The organism is Kribbella sp. NPDC050459 (genome assembly GCF_040655315.1).
Taxonomy (GTDB): Bacteria; Actinomycetota; Actinomycetes; order Propionibacteriales; family Kribbellaceae; genus Kribbella.
This window is the reverse complement of sequence record NZ_JBFAJQ010000016.1, coordinates 66,097-82,087: the sequence shown is the minus strand read 5'-3', so window position 1 is coordinate 82,087 and position 15,991 is coordinate 66,097. Positions and strand designations below refer to the sequence as shown.

Sequence of the window (15,991 nt, the reverse complement as noted above, 5' to 3'; positions counted from 1 at the left end):
GTTGAGCATTGCCTGGCTCGAAGTGAGGTGCGAGTCTGAGTCGTGTTCTCGAAACCGCGCAAGCCGGAGCCGGGGCCGGGGCTCCGCGGGCGGCGCACCGAGCGCGACACGTTGGACGCTCTGATCCAGGGTGCCCGATCCGGCAACAGTTCGGTGCTCGTCCTGCGCGGTGAGGCCGGCATCGGCAAGTCGGCCTTGCTCGATTACCTGGGCCGGGCCGCGACAGGTTGCCGGGTGCTCCGGGTCGCGGGCGTGGAGTCCGAGATGGAGCTCGCGTTCGCCGGCCTCCACCAACTGTGCGCACCGTTCCTGCCCAAGATCGACGACCTGCCTGCTCCACAGCGCGACGCGCTCGGTACTGCCCTGGGCCTGCGGGCGGGCAGACCGCCGGACCCGTTCCTGGTCGGGTTGGCAGGCCTGAGCTTGCTGTCGGCAGCCGCCGAGGAACAACCGGTGATCTGCCTGATCGACGACGCGCAATGGCTCGACGCCGCATCAGCGCAGACCATCGCGTTCGTGGCCCGCCGGCTGGCGGCCGAGTCGGTGGTGCTGGCCTTCGCGGCCAGAAGGACCGACGACGAACTATGGGCGGGATTGCCGCAACTGACAGTTCACGGCCTGACCGACACGCACGCCGCGGCACTCCTCGATTGGGCGGTCCACGGCCCGCTGGAGGAGCGCGTCCGTGACCGCATCCTGGCCGAGACGCGCGGAAACCCGCTGGCACTGCTCGAGATGCCACGCTGGTTCTCCCGGACCGAGCTCACCTTCGGCCTGGAGATGGGCGCGACGCCGACACTCACCAGCCGGATGGAAGAGGGCTTCCGTCGCCAGCTCGAAACGCTGCCCGACCACACCCGGCGACTCCTTCTCGTCGCGGCGGCCGAGCCACTGGGCGACGTCGGCCTGCTGTGGCGCGCGGCCGAACGACTCGGCCTCGCGTACGACGCGGCGACCCCGGCCACGCGAGCCGGACTCGTCGAACTGCGCGACAAGGTCGGGTTCCGGCATCCGTTGGTCCGGTCGGTGACGTACCGGTCCGCGAGCGTGTCCGAGCGGCAGGCCGCCCACCAGGCTCTCGCGGAGGCCACGGATCCCGGCGTGGACCCCGACCGGCACGCCTGGCACCGAGCCCACGCGGCCGCCAGGCCCGACGAGGCCGTGGCCGCGGAGCTCGAGAACTCCGCCGGCCGGGCCCAGGCACAAAGCGGTCTCGCGGCCGCGGCGGCGTTTCTCGAACGAGCAGCAATGCTGACCCCGGACAAGGCTGATCGGTCCGAGCGTCAGCTGAACGCGGCCCAGGCGATGCTGCACGCGGGCACCTTCGACGCCGCGTCGAACCTGCTGACCGTGGCCGAGCACGGGCCCCTCGACGACCTGCAGCAGGCCCGCGTCGACGTACTGCGGGCCCGGATCGGGTTCGCGTCCAACCGCGGCACCGAAGCCTTGCCCCTGCTCCTCGAGGCCGCGCGCCGACTCGAGCCCCTGGACATCAGGCTCGCGCTCGACAGCTACGTCGACGCCCTGACCGCCACGTTCTTCGCGGGCCGGCTGGCATCGAAGCCGGGCGTGCTGGGCGTCGCCATCGCGGCGCGCAAGGCGCCGATGTCGCTGCGACCACGCCGGGGAGACATGCTCCTGCAGGCCGTCGCCACACTCCTCACCGATGGCTACTCCGCAGCGGCGCCACTGCTCAAGGTCGCCGTCGCGACCTTCGATTCCGATCAGCTCTCCCTCGAGGAGGGCGTGCGGTTCCTGTGGCTGGCAGCAACCGTGGCGGCGGATCTGTGGGACGAGCATGCCTGGGATCGCCTCGCTGCCCGGCACCTGGACATCATTCGCGCCGCCGGAGCACTCAGCGCACTGCCGCTGGCGCTCAACACACGGGTCTTCGTCGACCTGTTCAACGGCAATCTCACGACCGCCTCGACGCTGCTGGACGAGATCACTGCCGTCGAGCAGGCGTCCGAAACCCGGCTCACGCCGTACGGCGCCATCGGCCTGGCCGCGTTCCGTGGCAACGAGGAGCAGGCGATACCGCTCTTCGACGCGACGATGACCGACGCGAACGCTCGGGGCGAAGGGATCGCAGTGTCGCTGGTGCAGTGGGCCCGCGCGATGCTGTTCAACGGACTCGGCCGGTACCCCGAAGCCCTGGAAGCCGTCCGGGTCGCCGCCACGTACCCGGAGGAAATGGCGGTCTCGAACTGGGGAACGGTCGAGTTGATCGAGGCGGCCGCGCGGGCCGGAGAACCAGGCACGGCGGCTGACGCAGTGGAGCAGCTCACCCGGCTCAGCCGGGCGAGTGGCACCAACTGGGCGCTCGGCGTTGCCGCCCGGAGCGCGGCCCAGCTCCGCCACGGCTCAGCGGCAGAGGACCTGTACCGGCGGGCCATCGACCGGCTCGAACGCACCAGCGTCCGCTTCGAGCTCGCCCGGGCCAGGCTCCTGTACGGCGAATGGCTGCGCCGCTCCAACCGCCGTACCGAGGCACGCGAACAGTTGCGGATCGCCTACGAATCCCTGGCGGCGATGGGAGCGGACGCGTTCGCCGAACGGGCCCGCCGTGAGCTCGCCGCGACCGGCGACTCGGTCCGCAAGCAGACGGCGACGACGCCGCAGAAGCTCACCGCGCAGGAACTGCACATCGCCCGGCTCGCCGCGGACGGTCTCACCAATCCCGAGATCGGCGCCGAGTTGTTCATCAGCCCGCGCACGGTCGAGTGGCACCTGCGGAAGGTGTTCGCCAAGCTCGGCATCGCCGCGCGGCGGCATCTGCGCGACGCGCTCCGCGCGGGTGCCCCCTCGGCCCACGGCTGAGCCTGGCCGCACGCCGGTCGGACGTGCCCGTGGCCGGACCAGGGCAACACCCGGGCGACGGAACCGGCTCCGCCGATCGAGACTGAACACGTCGCGCCGCCGCCGCTCGCAGGATTCCCGAGGAGGCCGCCATGGCCACGAACTGCTGGGACTTCGATGCCATCGTCATCGGCGCGGGACCGCCCGGTGAGCACTGTGCCGCGGCCATCGCCGCCGGTGGTCTGCGAGTTGCAGTCGTGGAGCGGGAACTGATGGGCGGCGAGTGCTCGTACTGGGCCTGCATCCCGAGCAAGACCCTCCTCCGCCCCGGGGAGGTGTTGTCAGCGGCCCGCCAGGTGCCGGGCGCAGGTGAGGCCCTGACCGGTGACCTGGACCCGGGCGCGGCTCTCGACTGGCGTGACTTCGTGGTGTCCGGCTACTCCGATGCCGGGCAGGAGGCGTGGGCGCAGCGTACGGGTCTGCAGGTCCTGCGCGGCACCGGGCGGCTCGCCGGGCCGCACACCGTCGCGGTCGGCGGTACGACGTACACCGCGGAGCACATCGTGATCGCGACCGGTTCGGACGCTGCCTTGCCGCCGATCCCCGGACTGGCCGGGCTCCAGGGCTTGTGGACCAGCCGCCACATCACCAGCGCCAAGGAGATCCCGGCACGGCTGCTCATCCTCGGAGCCGGACCGACCGGAGTCGAGATGGCCCAGGCGATCAGCCGTCTGGGGTCGTCGGTCGTGCTGGTCGAGGCGAGTGCGCGTGTCCTGCCGCGCGAGCCGAATGCGGTCGGGGAGGCGATCGGCGCTGTCCTCGAGTCCGACGGAATCGAGCTGCGTCTCGGCCGGTTCGCAGCCGGTGCGCGCCGCGACGGCGACGACTATGTCATCAAGTTCCCCGACGGCACGGACGTCCACGGTGATCGGCTCCTGGTCGCCACCGGGCGGCAACCGCGCACAGCCAGGCTCGGACTGGAGACGGTCGGCATCGAACCAGATCCGCGCGGCATCCCGGTCGACAACCGGCTCGCCGCCGGGCCCGGCCTGTGGGCCATCGGCGACGTCACCGGGCTGTGGCAGCTCACGCATGTCGGCAAGTACCAGGGCCGGGTCGTGGCCGACAACATCCTCGGCCGGTACCGCGAGGCCCACTACGACGCCGTACCTCGCGTGGTCTTCACCGATCCACAGGCAGCAGCCGTCGGGTCCGGCGTCGGGCTGTACGCCGCCACCGTCTCCCTGGCCGGCGTCGCCCGCACCGCGACGTACACCCACTCGTACGACGTGCGCCCCGGTTTCCTCGCCGTCGTCTCCGACGGTCATCAGCTGACCGGCGCGTACGCCGTCGGGCCCGAGGCCGGCGAATGGCTCCAACAGGCGACCGTGGCCATCCGGGCCCGCGTCCCGGTCTCGGTTCTGGTGGACGTCATCCAGCCGTTCCCCACGTTCTCCGAGGCGTTCCTGCAAGCCGTCTGCAACCTCTCGGCCGCCATCCCGCCCGCCGGCCCTGACGCCTGCTAGCTCAGCACGACCGCCACGTCCGTTGCGGTCAGCGCCAACCGGTGCGGTTGGACTGCAGGCCGGGGGCCGGGTCGAAGCTCACGTCCTCGGTCGCCACCGGCGTACCGCTCTCGGTGGTGAAGGTGACGTTGACCAGTTCGCCGGAGTCCTTCGCGTGCCGGAGGACGGTCGGGCCTTGTTTGCGCGGCACGTGGACGTCGCCCCATTGCTGGAGGGCGGCGAGGACGAGCTTGAGGTCTTCGCCCGCGGGTGTCAGGTGGTACGACGAACGGGTTCGCTCCCCCTGCTCGCGGTACTCGCGCTTCTCCAGCAGGCCCGAATCCACCAGGTCGTTCAGGTGGTTCGTGAGAATGTTCGGGGCGATCCCCAGGTAGTCCCGGAAGTCCGCGAACCGCGTCGTGCCGAGGTGGGCCTCACGGAGGATCAGGAAGGTCCAGCGGTCGCGCAGGTACTCCAGAGTCCGGGCGATCGAGCAGCTCGGCTGGGTTGTCATGCAACCTCCTTGCGGGTGAGTGCGAAGGTAGCCGCCAGGACCAGGAGGGCCAGCGTACCGATAACGGTCACTCCGAGGAGCAACGCAGTACTCAGGCCGGCAGCGGTCGCGACCACGCCAAGAGCGAGGGCTGCCGCGCCCTGCAGGATGTACGCGACGAGGTAGACGGCCGAGACCGTCGCGCCACGGTGGTGCGCCGGCGCGTGGGTGCCGATGAGGCCCAGACCACCGGAGAACAGGAGCCCGTACGCCGTGCCGCCGACCGCGGTCGTGGCGACGAAGAACGGGAGCGAGTGCGCGGTCGCGGCCAGCTCGAGCAGGCCGAGGTCGACGATCGTGAGCACGGCACCCAGTGGGACCAGACGACGCGCGGGGAAGCGGCGGCCGATGATCGCTGTCGTCCCGGTGGCGACCGAGAAGATCGCGAGCAGCAGGCCGATGACGAAGATGTTGCCGGTGCCGACCAGGTCACGAACGATCTGGGCGCCGAGGGCCAGGAAGACCGAGCCGAACGCGTAGGCGGCGGTGACGGCGAGAGCCGCGGCCAGGTACAGCAGTCGGATGCCCTTCGCGACGGTCACGCCCCGCGGCCGCCAACGGCCCTGAGCCTCGTCCTTGGTGTGGCGCGGCATCGCCCAGACCGCGGCGAACACGCCCGCGACGACGGCCAGCAGGACCCAGAAGTCCAGGTGCAACGGAGCGGGCGCGTACTCGATGAGTCCGCCCCCGACGATCGTCGCCAGCGCCAGCCCGGCCGCGGTCGCGGCCGTCGTGATCGGAGCGGCCCGGTCGGCCTTGCCGCGAGCGCTGAACTCCACTGCCGCTGCGGTCGCCGGGGTCAACGCGAGACCGACGCCGGCGCCCATGAACGCACGGCCGGCGTACACCCAGGCCACGGACGGGGCGAGCGCGAAGAGCAGCACGCCGACGAGCATGGCGCCGACGCCGTACAGCATCGTGGCTCGCCGGCCGATGAAGTCCGAGAGCTGCCCGAAGAGCAACAGGAACGCGACCAGCACGACCGGGTAGACCGCGAAGATCGCCGTCGTCGCCGTCGGGGTGAGGTGCCAGGTCTTGGCGTAGAGCGGGTACGACGTGGTGGGAGCGGCGCTCGTCCAGAGGCTGATCCCTGCGACCGCTGCGGCGGTCCAGAAACTGCCGCGCCGGCCGAGCACGCGACGCGACCGTGAGCCGGCCGCAACAGGAAGATCGAGGGTGGTCATGCCGGGAGTCCTTCCAAGGCTGAGTTGCGCGATGAAACTCAGAACACCTGAATTGCTCTCAGCAATCCAGCAACGGGTGTGACCTCGGCCACACGGTGCTGACACCAGGGTGGTCGCCCGTGGAACTCACTGGTGTGACCAGCCGGCCGTGGCGCGACAGTGAAAGGACGGTCATCAGCTGACAAATCGAAGGAGCGCAGCATGAGCAACGCCGAGCTCACCATCCCGTCGCCACCCGAGGGACAGGACCTCGCGAAAGTCCCGATGCGGTTCGAGGCGACGCCGATCCCGGTCACCGACTTCGACCGCGCGAAGGCGTTCTACCAGCGCCTCGGCTGGCGTCTCGACATCGACGCACAGTTCAGCGAAAAGGTGCGCGGTGTGCAGTTCACGCCGCCGGGCTCGCCGGCATCGATCCAGTTCGCTCCGGCCACCGCCGGACCGCTGCAGCGCCTCCTGCTGATCGTCGACGACATCGAGGCGGCCCACGCCGAGCTGATCGCCCGCGGCATCGACGTCGGCGACATCTGGCACGCCGCCCCCGGACAACCACCCCAGCCAGGCCGCGACCCGGCCGGCCGTTCGTACGTCAGCCAGGCGATCTTCGACGACCCCGACGGCAACCGCTGGGTCCTCCAGGAAGTCACCCAACGCATCCCGGGAAGAGACTGACCTCACATCACCCGGTACGGCGCAGCGGCGGTCGCGCGCCAGGTCAGGCCGTTGCCCGGTTCGCTGCTCGGGGTCACCGTTCCACCGTGCGGGTCCACGGTGCCGTCGAACAGCATCTGCTCGATCCGGACGTGATCATGGAACCACTCCAGGTGGCGCAGGTTCGGGACCGCGGCGAGGGCGGCGATGCGACCGCACGTGCCGCAGACCGTCGAGACTGTCGCTCGACACCGGCCAGACGTCGCGCAGTGGTCAGCGCATCTCGCCGTACGGCGGTCGGTTCGCGGGCGCGAGGGAAATGCCCTCGGCATCGGCCTTGGACCGGACAGCGGCTTCAGAGCGTCCCAGCTTGATGCTCATCACGCCGACCGGAGTGTTGCCGCCGGCAAGTTGACGTAGCTGCTGAACCTGCTCGCTGGTCCACTCGCGACTGTTGCTCTGGCTCGCTCGAGTCTCGGCCATGGCCTTCTCCTCTCAGCGCGGACAGATGCCCCTCCCCCGGTGCCCCATCGTCCGGTCCGTATGCGGCCGCCACTAACGCTCGAGTGCGTCGAGCCGCTGGTTCTCGATGTCGCGGCGCTTCTTCACCGCGGCGGCGTTGCGCGCGGCCTGGTTGAAGGCGGATTGCAGACGGGAAGTCTGTTTGCGGGCCGCCCGCAGCGTCTGCCGGGTCTGCTCGAGTTGCTCGTTCAACCGCACGAGATCGGCTTCGAGGTCCGCGAGACGGTGCTGGTGCGCGTCCAGCACCCGTTCGGCCTGTTCACGTTCAGCTTCCGCTGCTGCGTAGTCGTGTTCGGCCTGGTCGAGTCGTTTGCGTTGCGCGTTCCGGCGACTGGCCAGTGTCGTATCAACCGTCGGTCGCCTCTTCGCGGCTGACGGTTGCCGCTGGACGGCGGCCGCGGCCGGCCGGGTCTTCCGGGGAGGCGATGAGCTCCGTACGACTCGGGGCCGGACGGGCGCGAGCCGGGCTGGGTCGCCGTTTTCGTCGACCACGCCGAACCCGACGTGTCGCAGGGCGCTGGTCAGTTGCCCGGTACGGAGCAGCTGCGCCGCGCCGGGATCGACCAGCGCGGCGTCGAGGGTTTCGGTCAGCCGTTCGGCGGTCTGTGCGGTGACGCGGCGTCCGCCGGCGGCGCGTTCTCGCGCTGTGCGCACGAGATTACTCACGAGGTCATGGCGCAGCCGGGTAAGTTCACGGCGACGCGTCGCATCGGCCGACAGGTAGGTCTGGCGCAGGTCCTCCCCCAGCTCGGTCAGTGCGTGAATCCCGTCGGGGTCGGTGCGCACCAACTGGTTGGCGAGCCAAGCGGCGAGGGTGGGTTTGCGCAGCGCCATGATCACCGCGGCGGACTGATCATCGCCGGCGTCGCGGGCGGTCTCCGCGACCTGGTTACGCGCGGTGGTGAACAGTTCGGGCTCCAACCCGTAGAGCTCCACCGCCACCGCGTCCGTGTCCACCTCTCCACCATGCGCAGAACGATCCGGCCCGGGCAACGTCGTCCGCTCAGCGCTGACCGCCTCACGCCTGCGGCAGTCAGAGTCCGATGTCTGGTTGTAGCGGGCAACGAACGCTGTGTGCCTGGCCGCCGCCCCAGTGTCCGTCGCCGACGAAGAAAACCGGTACCGGCTGAGCTGAGACGGTCCAGCACGGACTCGCGAGACCCAGGGGCGGTGCCTACCGGTTGCTGCTAGCAACATTCACAAAGCGGCCAACCCGACGCCCGATCTCGTCGGTCCGGTCGGACCGGACCCGACCCCGGCGGTCGAACAGCCCGGCGAGCACGCCATGCCCGGCAGCTCCCGGTTCGAGCTGAAGAGGGACGGAGTCCTTCACTGAACTAGCTGGCCTGGTCGAGGCTGGCAGTACTGGGCGTAGGGTGCGCTCATCGTCGCATTAGCTCGGCGGTCCGGCCGCCCATCCCTACGGCCCAACAACTGCCATGTGCGCAGTCGATGCCGCGTAGGTCGGTTTGGTCGAAGAGTTGCCAGCTACGCCCACCGTCGGTGGTGATGTCGCTGCCGGTGTAGCCAACGGCAATGGCGGTGTCGCCTCCACTCGTCGGCACCAGGGCCATGTTGGTGCGGAAGCCGGTTGGTGAACCGACTTGTGCCCATGTCGCGCCCCCGTCCGTGGTCACAGCGGCCACGCTTGGACGGTTGGTGTCGGGCCAACCACCTCCAAGGGCCAAGCCGTGATGGGTATCCCAGAACGCCAGTGAGACGATGCCCCGGTCCGCCGGCAAGGCGGGGATCGGGGTGCTGGCCACCGACCAGGTACGACCACGGTCGCGCGTGTGGAACAGGCGTGAGTTGTCTGGTTCGGCCACGGTGCCGAACCAAGCGTCCCGAGGCCCCTTGGCGACCAGACTGGTCCCGGTCGCCCAGACACCTTCGATGGACAGCGCCAGAGGCATTCCATTACTGGGGGCAACGTGCCAACTCCGGCCGCCATCGCTGGTGGTCAAGATGCCGAACTTGCGCTGAACGGGATCGGGATCGGGATCGGGATCGCTCACGGCTATCCCGTTGTCGTGGTCAAAGAAGGCGATCCCATCGTAGAACGGGCCGTCGGCCGGGTTTGCGAACACCAGATCCCAGGTTTGGCCGCCGTCAGCGGTCCGATAGATCTTCGAGAGCTCGCCAGCACCGACCGCCAACGCGAGGGCATTGTTGTGGTCGAACGCCTCGAGATCATGAAAGGCCAAATGCTCGCCGCCGGGAGGGGTGACGTCCTGCCAGGCCCGCCCGCCGTCAATGGTGCGGATCACGGCTCCAGGACCGGGATCTTCTCCTGGGCCTTGGTAACTACCGCAGGCCCAGACAATCTCGCGGTTGACGACGTCGATCCCGACCAAGTTGCTTGCGGTTGGGGCCTGCATGAAACGCCAAGCCGGCTCACCGGCTACACGGGGGACTGGGCCTGCGCCTTGATCCCTAGCCACGGTCGGCTCCGCGCCCAGTACCTGAATCGCATCTGCCTACGACTGTCTGATCCATAATTCCCCCTGGCATAGACCACTCCCCATCACCCACCATGGCACCAGTGCCCCGACGACGGCTACCCCGCTCGTCACCAAGAACTGGCGGGCAGCGCAAGGTCTGGCCGCGGACTGCCGAGGGTGGAAGCGGTTGCCGGCGTGAAAGTTCAGTCAATGGGTCGGGCCGGCGCCGCTGCCAGGGCGGTGAGGTGCGCAAGGATTTCACCGCGAAGTTCCCCGACATCCAAGCGGCGCTGCAGACCCAGATCGGCGTGGATTGCGTTCTCGATGGCGAACTGGTGGTCCGGAACGGCGCCCGCCTCGACTTCGACGCGCTGCGACAGCGAATGGTCAACACCGTGGCGACCGTACGACGCCGCCTCGCACCCGCAGGACCCGCGTCGCTCGTGGTGTTCGACGTGCTCGCGGTCGGCAGTGTCGACGTACGCCCGATGCGGTGGACCGATCGCCGGACCCGGCTGGAGGAGGCCTTATCCGGACTAATGGGTGTCTGATGGACCTGAGGGTTAGGGTTCGCGCCGGCGCAACCTTGGCCAGCAGGTCGCGATCGAAACTCGCCGCGTCCAGCAAGACGACTCTCGCGATGGCTCTCGAGGGACCCACGACGCTCCGTGAGTGACTTCCGGATTGCGACCCCCTCTGCTGCCCGCTCGGCGCGACATCGCAGGTCGACCGAGCGCGCCGGCTCGCCGTCGCGAACCAGATGGAGGGTTATCAGGCGTTGGTCGGGGCCACGGGCTTGCCGGTGGCGGTCTCCACAACGTGCGCCAGGAAGTCTCGGACGTCCGCGAGTAGATCGGCCTGGTCGGCGTAGCCGGAAGTGCCGGTGGCGTCGCGCAGGCGTAGGCCCTCGGTCAGAACCCGGTGCCAGCGCTCGTCGTAATGGGTCAATGCCCAGTGGCCGGCGCGGGACTTCGCGGTCATCTCGCCGGTGACCAAGAGGTGGTGCAGACGCACGGAGGCGAGGATGCAGTGCGTGAGCAGATAATCGCGTTCGCGTTGGTCCGTTGGGAGGTCGGCGAGGGTTGCCCGGACCAGGCCTTCGGCGTTGCTGCGCCAGTAGGTGTCGAGGTTGTCCACGGTGTAGTCATGCAGCGCCTGCTTGTCGGTCCAGATCCGGAGAGTGGACAGCTCTGGGCCGGTGACCGTGATCCCGGCCCGGGCCAGTTCGTGCCACGTGATCATCCGTGACGGCGAGACGAGAATCTCGAGCTTCCTGGTGGGGATCATCTCCGGCACCGGAGACAGCGTGCGCGGATCGCGTGCCAGGTCGGCGGCGAGCACGTGCGGCCCGTCGAACCGGATCGAGGAGTACGCCACCATCTGCGCGTGGAGGCCTCGCAGCGCCTCCACCTCCGCCGGCTCCGGCCGGTGGGCGAGCGTGGCGACGAAGTCGACGTCGGACTCCCGCGGCGCCCACTCGCCGAAGACCAACCCACCGTGAAGATAGAGCCCGGTCAGCAGCCCTGTGGGGAGCTCCTGCTCGGCCAGCAACAGGAAGTGGTCGCACAGGTCCTGGACGGGGGCTGGGAGGGTCACAAGTTCTCCTATGTCAGGGTGCCGGAAAGGCCCACCGTAGCCAGGACCAGGACCATGCTGGCGAGGACGATCGGGCGCGGCTGTGGCTGCACGGTGCGCGATGTGATCCTCGGTCGCGCCGCACGGTGTGCCGCGAGCAATCATTGGCCACCAACTGCAACAGCCAATCCGTGCCCGGCCCGAACTCCTGGCCCCCGGCGTCGACACCGATGAATCCAGGTTGCTGACCCAACGCCCGAACGCAGCGTCGGCATGCACAACCGGATCGGACATCCTGCTAAGCCATGCCTGCAACAGTCCTCCCCCGCACACACCGGCCAACCGTTCCGACGTCGCCGAGCCCAGGAGTGGCTGAAGGCGTTCAAGGCCAGCGGGTGTCGGCCGGTACCGGGGCAAGGAGCTCTAGGTCGTCGGCCGTACGGTCAAGCTGCAGGACGCGCAGGCGGCGAGGACGGGGAAGCTGCTGACGCCGGCCGGGGTGAGACATCCATGGCCGGACGAGATCAGCACTCACTGGGGTCGCGGTCCCCGGCCCTGTTTGTGGCCGGGTGGGCAGAAGGTCGCGTAGTCCCGCCGGTGGTAGTCCGCCAACGCGTCGAGGACCGGGCTCTCGTCGTGGTCCATGAGGCCCAGATGCCCAAGGCGGCTGAGCATCGGCCGAGCGGGATCTGGGGATTGGCCTTGGGTACTGGGGCCGTACTGGATCGCTTCGCGTCGGGCCGCACCGGCCAGGCCGAGTGCAGCCAAGCTCGAAGGCCGGGTCTCGTCCTGGCAATCGATCTCGGTGCCCGGCGCGGAGCACTTTGACTCGGCTCACCGGCGCCCCGTCCGCGGGCCTCAAGGTTTCAGTGCCGGCGCGGTGGGGCACCGGACTGCGCCTCCCCCGGGGCGGCTGGTTCGAAGCGGTCCTGATGGTGGGGGTCCACGCGAGTCACCGGAGGTGGACGATGAGCTTCGAACGGCCTGGTCTCGACGACAAGCAGGGGACCGTCTCCGATACCGAGGTCAATGACGCCTTGGAGAGCGGCGAACTCGACAAGGGCGGACTGCACTTCGACCAGGTGGAGCACGACGAAGGCCAACGCTCCCCCGGGCCGGAGTCGACTGATCCTGACGACGACCGACGCCTGCCGGACGACCAGGACGTCACCGACGCCGGTCAAGGTCAGCCTGTTGAGCCGCCGGACTGACGGCCCGGTGGTACGTCCCCAGGGCGTGACGGTCGTCGTGACGCGGGTCGTGCGGCCCGGGCGGGGAGGCCGAGTTCGACCGTTGGGCGGCCGAGCTCGACGCCGCGGCGAAAGGCAGCGACGGGCACCTCGCCTCCGTCCGGCTGCACGACGATCAGGGACTGAACCATCTCGTGCATCTGTTCGACGACCGCCGCCACCTCGACACCTGGGAGAACTCCGCGCGGCGGATCGAGTTGATTGCCCGCGGCAATGAGTTGTCCGACGTACGGCGCACCACCGCCGACGGTCTGCACAGCTGGTTCACCGTGCCGACCACGTCACCCCGCTGGAAGTCGTTCCTGCTGACCTGGCTCGCGGTGTACCCGATCCTGCTCGGACTGGCAACGCTTCTCCGCTGGATCGCCCCGGGCCTCCCGCAACCGGCGCTGCTCGCGATCAGCTCCTGCACGCTGACCGCGCTACTCACCTGGGTGGTGCTGCCGTTCGTCAGCGGGCGCGTCCGGCCCTGGTTGTTCCGGTCGGCCGGCCCGAGGCCGAAGCGGTAACCGGCGGCTACTACCGCGGTACGTCGCCCCGCCAGCTGCCGGTCTCGGTGCCGCGGCTCTCGATGAACTCCTTGAAGCGCTGGAGGTCACCCTTCACGCGGCCCTCGACGACACCGGCCTTGTCGCCGAGCTTCTCCAGGAAGCCCTCGGGGTCGAGGTCCATCTGGGCGGTCACCCGGCTGCTGGTGTCGGACAGCTTGTGGAACGTCACCACACCGGCGTGCCGCGGACCGGAGTCCGACTTCCACGCCACCCGCTCGTCGGCGTGCTGCTCGGTCACGGTCGCGTCGAACTCGCGGGTCGCACCGCCGACCTTGACCACCCAGTGGTTGTGCGTGGCATCCAGCTGCCGGATCTCTTCGACGCCTTCCATGAACTGCGGGAACGACTCGAACTGCGTCCACTGGTTGTACGCCGTCGTCACCGGAACATCCACGTCGATCGACTGCGTGATGGTGCCCATCTGTCCTACCTCCAAAGGGTTTGTCCTACGCTCAGATCGTTCTGCCCGGTGTTCAGCAGGTCGACGATGCACCGGCCGCTGCGATGCCCGACCGACTCCGAGCCCGAGGCGGATTACTTCGACCTCCTACGACGGAGCGCGGACGGTTTGTGCACCGCCGTACCGCCGGACTTCTCGCTGCGTACCAGGTACTGCGGTTCGTCGGGTGAGGCGTCGACCGTTCGCCTGCCGGCCTCGGTCCGTTCGGTGATCTCGCGTTCGACCTTGCCGTACGCCGTACCGCCGTGGCTGTCCCACTCGACGTCGTCGCCCCGGTGGAACTTCTGCTCGCTCATCAGGCGTTGCCCGACAGGTCGACCGTCTCGTTCTCGCTCGGGAACTTGTCCGGGTCGCGGGTCACGGCCGCACGCGCGGCCCCCAGCAGGCGCACGACCTTGCTGCTCGGCCCGGACCAGTACTCGGCGGCATCGGCGTGGACCTTGAGCAGGACGAGTCCGGCCGTCTCCGGGCCGTCGGGGAACCACGCCTTCAACGGCGCGGACCACAACTCCTCCGCCTTCGCCCGGTCGACGATCACCTCGGCGCGGCCGGCGATCGAGGTCCACTCGCTCTGCTTGGAGTTCGAGAACGACACGTTGACCTGCGGGTTCGCGCCGATCTCACCGACCTTCACCGATTCGGCGTACGCGAAGAACCACAGATCGCCGTCGAACTCGACCTCCTGCACTGCCATCGGCCGCGCAACGTGCTGCCCGTCCGGCGTCATGGTGGTGAACATGCAGATCGTCGCCCGTTCGACCAGCTTCGCCACGGTCGCGACCGAGCCGTTGTCAGCAGCCATGTGTCCTGATCACCTGTCCCTTCGCCGCCTCGGTACCCCGGGTCCGGGTGCTGTACGCGGCAAACTTATGCGAATGTTATTCACGGTCGGCGTTGGGTACAGGTGTGTGATGAAGATCCACCCGAGGCAATGGGGACGCTACGGGCTCGACTTCGGATTGCTGGCGGCCATGTGTCTGTTGCTTGCCTGCGCGGGTCCGGCCGGGACGGCAGGCGGCGTCTCACAGTCCGCTCAGCAGTACTGCACAAGCTCCACGACGAGGCCTCTGGCAGGCCCGTCCACCGAGCCCTCGCCGAGTGCCTCGCCGCGCGGTGCCGCCGACGGTGACATCAACGACTGGGATCGAACCCCGCTGGTGCTGCTGGCGCTCGTGGCCGCCGGAGTCCCGCTGGTGGCGATTGCGGCACTGCGCCGCAGATCGCGATCACGCACAACCAAGTCATGACCGCGTCGGACTGAAGCCCGGCCGCACCACCGACGCCGTCACGAACCGCAGGTCGATCCGAGATCGGCCGGTGCCCGCACAGCGCGGCTCTATGCAACGTCTATGCAAGGCCGGAGGCCGGGGCAGTGCGGGTGCGATGTGGCGCGGGCTGAGGAGACCCGGCGCGCGCTTCGTGCGCATGCGCCGCGGCGGGCCGGGTACCGATCGGTGCATCTTGAGTCTCTGGGAGGAGCTGCGATGAGCGCCGACGTTGTCGATCTGATCATGCAGGATCACCGCGAGGTCGAGCGGTTGTTCGACGAGTTGAAGGACAGTCCGGAGAAGCGTCCCACTCTGCTGCCCGTGCTGACCACGTTGCTGACGGCACACAGTCGCGCCGAAGAGGCCGAGGTGTATCCCGTGGCGGCGTCGGAGGCCGGCGAGAAGGACGAGGTCTCGCACAGCCAGCAGGAACACATCGAGGCCGACCAACTCCTCGCCACGCTCGCGGCCACCGACCCGACCTCGGCCGACTTCGACAAGGTTCTGCAGAATCTCGTCGACGCTGTCTCCCACCACGTCGAGGAGGAGGAGACCAAGGTCCTGCCGGGGATGCGTTCCAACCTGTCCGGCGAGCGCAGGGCGGAGCTCGGTGAGGCGTTCGCTGCCAGCCGCAAACAGCACCTGGGCGAGCAGCCCGGCGACATGACGAAGGAACAGCTGGCCAAGCAGGCGAGTAACGCCGACATCGCCGGCACCTCCGGTCTGTCCAAGGACGAGCTCGAGAAGACTGTCCAGAAGCACGCCGATCGCTGACGCGATGGAGATCTCGGTGTCACGTTCGACGCAGCGAGAGGTGACGGCATGAGCGCGGACCTCGCCGCCACGGTCCTCGGTACTCCGGATCCAGAGCGACTGGCCGACTTCTACAAGGAGCTCTTGGGTTGGGTAGAGGTCAGCAGGGAGCCTGAATGGGTCCGCTTGCGCCACCCCGACAGCGAGCGGCCCGGCTTGAGCTTCCAACTGGAATCGGACCATGTGCCCCCGGTCTGGCCCCAGGGACCCGGGACGCAGCAGATGCAGGCCCATCTGGACATCCAGGTCGACGACCTCGAGCGGGAGGTCGATCGCGCTCTCGGCCTGGGCGCCGGCCTCGAAGCGCACCAGCCGCAGCCCGGCGGCGTGCGGGTCATGCGCGACCCGCACGGCCACCTGTTCTGCCTGTTCCTGCCCGGCTACTGACCGACCCACTGAGCACCTGACCTCCTCCCGTA

18 protein-coding genes are annotated in these 15,991 nt (G+C 69.0%); 8 read left to right on the top strand and 10 right to left on the bottom strand.

Annotation, left to right across the window (positions count from 1 at the left end; all coding sequences use genetic code 11):
* Positions 1-42: 42 nt before the first annotated feature.
* Positions 43-2,820 (top strand): AAA family ATPase, encoded by a 2,778-nt coding sequence (locus AB0I12_RS36450; RefSeq protein ID WP_359938982.1) that lies wholly within the window; start codon positions 43-45, stop codon positions 2,818-2,820.
* Between the two features lie 131 nt (positions 2,821-2,951).
* Complete coding sequence (locus tag AB0I12_RS36445; protein WP_359938979.1) at positions 2,952-4,325, top strand: NAD(P)/FAD-dependent oxidoreductase; 1,374 nt, start codon at positions 2,952-2,954, stop codon at positions 4,323-4,325.
* Between the two features lie 28 nt (positions 4,326-4,353).
* Here the strand turns inward: AB0I12_RS36445 and AB0I12_RS36440 are convergent, their stop codons facing one another.
* Entirely contained in the window at positions 4,354-4,818 is a 465-nt protein-coding gene (locus tag AB0I12_RS36440; protein ID WP_359938977.1) for a helix-turn-helix domain-containing protein, read from the bottom strand.
* Positions 4,815-6,041, bottom strand: coding sequence for an MFS transporter (locus AB0I12_RS36435; protein ID WP_359938974.1), 1,227 nt, complete (start codon positions 6,039-6,041; stop codon positions 4,815-4,817). The genes AB0I12_RS36440 and AB0I12_RS36435 overlap by 4 nt, the downstream gene beginning before the upstream one ends.
* 201 nt (positions 6,042-6,242) lie before the next feature.
* Between AB0I12_RS36435 and AB0I12_RS36430 the strand changes: the two genes are divergently transcribed.
* Complete coding sequence (locus tag AB0I12_RS36430; RefSeq protein WP_359938971.1) at positions 6,243-6,713, top strand: VOC family protein; 471 nt, start codon at positions 6,243-6,245, stop codon at positions 6,711-6,713.
* Between the two features lie 2 nt (positions 6,714-6,715).
* Here AB0I12_RS36430 and AB0I12_RS36425 read toward each other — a convergent pair whose 3' ends face one another.
* The 4 genes from AB0I12_RS36425 to AB0I12_RS36410 all read right to left on the bottom strand — a co-directional run bounded on the left by AB0I12_RS36425 (position 6,716) and on the right by AB0I12_RS36410 (position 9,481).
* Positions 6,716-7,024, bottom strand: a complete 309-nt coding sequence (locus tag AB0I12_RS36425) for an enolase C-terminal domain-like protein (RefSeq protein ID WP_359938969.1) — start codon at positions 7,022-7,024, stop codon at positions 6,716-6,718.
* Positions 6,966-7,175 (bottom strand): hypothetical protein, encoded by a 210-nt coding sequence (locus AB0I12_RS36420; protein WP_359938966.1) that lies wholly within the window; start codon positions 7,173-7,175, stop codon positions 6,966-6,968. Before AB0I12_RS36420 ends, AB0I12_RS36425 begins: the two co-directional genes overlap by 59 nt.
* 72 nt (positions 7,176-7,247) lie before the next feature.
* Entirely contained in the window at positions 7,248-8,171 is a 924-nt protein-coding gene (locus tag AB0I12_RS36415) for a hypothetical protein (RefSeq protein WP_359938963.1), read from the bottom strand.
* Between the two features lie 425 nt (positions 8,172-8,596).
* On the bottom strand, positions 8,597-9,481 hold the full coding sequence (locus tag AB0I12_RS36410; RefSeq protein ID WP_359938960.1) for an oxidoreductase: 885 nt from the start codon (positions 9,479-9,481) through the stop codon (positions 8,597-8,599).
* Between the two features lie 419 nt (positions 9,482-9,900).
* On the opposite strand from AB0I12_RS36410, the gene AB0I12_RS36405 reads away from it, so the two are divergent.
* On the top strand, positions 9,901-10,206 hold the full coding sequence (locus tag AB0I12_RS36405; protein ID WP_359938957.1) for a hypothetical protein: 306 nt from the start codon (positions 9,901-9,903) through the stop codon (positions 10,204-10,206).
* A 220-nt stretch (positions 10,207-10,426) separates the two neighbouring features.
* On the opposite strand, the gene AB0I12_RS36400 is transcribed toward AB0I12_RS36405, so the two are convergent.
* Entirely contained in the window at positions 10,427-11,251 is an 825-nt protein-coding gene (locus AB0I12_RS36400) for an aminoglycoside adenylyltransferase domain-containing protein (protein ID WP_359938954.1), read from the bottom strand.
* 947 nt (positions 11,252-12,198) lie between these two features.
* Here AB0I12_RS36400 and AB0I12_RS36395 point away from each other — a divergent pair.
* Together AB0I12_RS36395 and AB0I12_RS36390 are read left to right on the top strand one after the other, a co-directional pair.
* The gene (locus AB0I12_RS36395) at positions 12,199-12,441 is read left to right on the top strand and encodes a hypothetical protein (protein WP_359938951.1); all 243 of its coding nucleotides are present in this window, start codon (positions 12,199-12,201) and stop codon (positions 12,439-12,441) included.
* A gap of 173 nt (positions 12,442-12,614) precedes the next feature.
* Positions 12,615-12,989 (top strand): hypothetical protein, encoded by a 375-nt coding sequence (locus tag AB0I12_RS36390; protein WP_359938948.1) that lies wholly within the window; start codon positions 12,615-12,617, stop codon positions 12,987-12,989.
* 10 nt (positions 12,990-12,999) lie between these two features.
* Here the strand turns inward: AB0I12_RS36390 and AB0I12_RS36385 are convergent, their stop codons facing one another.
* The 3 genes from AB0I12_RS36385 to AB0I12_RS36375 form a co-directional block, all read right to left on the bottom strand.
* Positions 13,000-13,452 (bottom strand): SRPBCC family protein, encoded by a 453-nt coding sequence (locus tag AB0I12_RS36385; protein WP_359938945.1) that lies wholly within the window; start codon positions 13,450-13,452, stop codon positions 13,000-13,002.
* Positions 13,453-13,565: 113 nt separating this feature from the next.
* Complete coding sequence (locus AB0I12_RS36380; protein ID WP_359938943.1) at positions 13,566-13,787, bottom strand: DUF2945 domain-containing protein; 222 nt, start codon at positions 13,785-13,787, stop codon at positions 13,566-13,568.
* The gene (locus tag AB0I12_RS36375) at positions 13,787-14,293 is read right to left on the bottom strand and encodes a pyridoxamine 5'-phosphate oxidase family protein (protein ID WP_359938940.1); all 507 of its coding nucleotides are present in this window, start codon (positions 14,291-14,293) and stop codon (positions 13,787-13,789) included. The genes AB0I12_RS36380 and AB0I12_RS36375 overlap by 1 nt, the downstream gene beginning before the upstream one ends.
* A 682-nt stretch (positions 14,294-14,975) precedes the next feature.
* On the opposite strand from AB0I12_RS36375, the gene AB0I12_RS36370 reads away from it, so the two are divergent.
* Positions 14,976-15,533, top strand: coding sequence for a hemerythrin domain-containing protein (locus AB0I12_RS36370; protein WP_359938937.1), 558 nt, complete (start codon positions 14,976-14,978; stop codon positions 15,531-15,533).
* 48 nt (positions 15,534-15,581) lie between these two features.
* On the top strand, positions 15,582-15,959 hold the full coding sequence (locus tag AB0I12_RS36365; RefSeq protein WP_359938934.1) for a VOC family protein: 378 nt from the start codon (positions 15,582-15,584) through the stop codon (positions 15,957-15,959).
* The last annotated feature ends 32 nt before the right edge of the window (positions 15,960-15,991 follow it).